Source organism: Rhizobacter sp. P2_H2 (assembly GCF_056403375.1).
This window is the reverse complement of record NZ_JBFUFP010000887.1, coordinates 1-2,304: the sequence shown is the minus strand read 5'-3', so window position 1 is coordinate 2,304 and position 2,304 is coordinate 1. Positions and strand designations below refer to the sequence as shown.

Genomic DNA, 2,304 nt, shown 5'->3' with positions numbered 1-2,304 from the left:
TTCAAGCAGCTGCAGCGCGAGACCTACGCGCTGACGCCGCATGAGAAGCAGCAGCGCACGGTCAAGCGCTTCGAGAACCGCGATGTCGCGACCGGCGCCGTGATCGGCCTCGACCAGAAGGGCTGGGAGCGCGGCGGCGCGGAAGACGGCGGCATGGTCCGCGAGTACGCGCGCGACGCGCCCGGCGGCCTGCGCATCACGCTGCGCTTCAGCCCCGGCATCTTCGTCGCCGGCGGCGTGCTGGAGGCGCGCCAGTCGCTCGAGTGGCTCACGCTCGCGCGCCGCTCGGCCGAAGGCACCGTCGAAGCGCTATCGTTCGACGCACTCGACCCGGTGTCCGCCAGCGAGATGCTGCGCGACATCGACCTGCTGAACCCTGCCCTTTCACAGCCTCAGCCATGACCGACCGCACCACCGCCATCCGCAGCCAGCGCCCGCCCGCCGAGCTGCTCTACGCCGACGAGCTGGCCCAGCTCGCGAAGCACGACAGCGGCCCGGTGCCGCCAGGCTGGCGCCTGTCGATGAAGGCGGTGATGCGCTTCATCGGCGGCGCGCCGGGAATCCGCCGCAAGATCGTCTGCGCGCCCAGCCTGCTCGAGCGCGCGATGGTCACGCTGGCGTCGAACCGTGCGCTGCTGCTGGTCGGCGAGCCGGGCACCGCGAAGAGCCTGCTGTCGGAGCTGCTCGCGGCGGCCATCAGCGGCACCAGCACGCTGACCATCCAGGGCAGCGCCGCCACCACCGAGGACCAGATCAAGTACGGCTGGAACTACGCGCTGCTGCTCAACGACGGCCCGAGCCCGCGCGCGCTGGTGCCGTCGCCGCTGTACCGCGCGCTGCGCGACGGCCGCATCGTGCGCTTCGAGGAGATCACCCGCTGCCCGCCCGAGGTGCAGGACGGCCTGCTGTCGATCCTCTCCGAGCGGTTGCTGATGGTGCCGGAGCTCGCCGACGACAACGCGGTGTTCGCCGCGCAGGGCTTCAACCTGATCGCCACCGCCAACACCCGCGACCGCGGCGTCAACGAGATGTCGGCCGCGCTGAAGCGGCGCTTCGCGTTCGAGACGGTGTTCCCGATCGCCGACTACGACGAAGAGCTCGCGCTGGTGCGCGCCGAGCTGGCGCGGCTGCTGGCGCAGGACCAGATCGCGGTGCAGCCGTCCGACGACGTGCTGGAGGTGCTGGTCACCACGTTCCGCGAATTGCGCACCGGGCTCGACAAGGACGGCAATGCCGGCGAGCGGCTGTCGACCGTCGTCAGCACCGCCGAGGCGGTCAGCGTCGCGCATGCGGTCGCGCTGCGCGGCCACTACCTGCGCGGCGATGCCGGCCAGCCGGCCGACATCGTCGAGGCGCTGGCCGGCGCCGCCGCGAAGGACAACGCCGACGACCTGAAGAAGATCCGCCGCTACATCGAGCAGCGCGCCAGCCGCYGCAAGGGCGAGCACTGGCAGGCCWTCCACGCGGCGCGGCACCTGCTGCCGGAATGATGCCGACCGGCCCCGTCCGCGTGGTCGGCGTGCGCCACCACAGCCCCGCCTGCGCGCGGCTGGTGGCGCAGGTCATCGCGCAGGAGCGGCCRCAGGCCGTGCTGATCGAAGGCCCGAGCGATTTCAACCCGCGCCTCGGCGAGCTGCTGCTCGACCATGAACTGCCGCTCGCGCTGTACAGCTATGCCAACGAAGACGGGCAGGCGGCGCAGTGCTGGTTCCCGCTGCTCGACCATTCGCCGGAGTGGGTGGCGCTGCGCGAAGGCCGGGCAGTGGGCGCGGCGCTGCGCTTCATGGACCTGCCGCACTGGCGCTACCGCGCGCTGCCCGATGCGCAGCGCCGCACCGCCGGGCGGCGCAATGCCCGCTCGCGCTACGCGCAGGTGGTCGACCACCTGTGCCGCCGCTTCGGCTGTGACAGTGACGACGCGCTGTGGGATCACCTGTTCGAATCGCAGCCCGCCGACGCGTCGCCGGACGAGCTGTCGCGCAAGCTCGACCTGTACTTCGCCGAGCTGCGCGGCGACGAGGCCGGCACCCCGCAGGACCAGGCGCGCGAGGCCCACATGGCGCAGTGGATCGCGTGGGCGGCCGCCAACTTCGAGCGCGTGCTGGTGGTGTGCGGCGGCTGGCACAAGCCGGCGCTGGAGCGGACCCTTCGACAGGCTCAGGGCGAACGGGGGGGCGAGCCCGAGGTGCCGCAACCCGCCGATGACCGCGCCGCCGGCTGCTACCTGGTGCCGTTCGAGTTCCGCCAGGTCGATGCGCTCGGCGGCTATGCCGCGGGGCTGCCGTCGCCGATGTACTACCAGTG

At 72.2% G+C, this 2,304-nt stretch carries 3 protein-coding genes; all 3 read left to right on the top strand.

From position 1 onward, the window contains the following. The coding region (locus tag AC1D15_RS27790) for a DUF4132 domain-containing protein (protein WP_477828544.1) at positions 1-402 on the top strand (402 nt) is incomplete at its 5' end. Continuing rightward, positions 399-1,490 carry an ATP-binding protein gene (locus AC1D15_RS27785; RefSeq protein WP_477828543.1) on the top strand — a complete coding sequence of 364 codons (1,092 nt, stop codon included), beginning with the start codon at positions 399-401 and terminating at the stop codon, positions 1,488-1,490. The genes AC1D15_RS27790 and AC1D15_RS27785, both read left to right, overlap by 4 nt. Next, a partial coding sequence (locus AC1D15_RS27780) for a DUF5682 family protein (RefSeq protein WP_477828542.1) occupies positions 1,490-2,304 on the top strand: 815 nt, incomplete at its 3' end. The genes AC1D15_RS27785 and AC1D15_RS27780, both read left to right, overlap by 1 nt.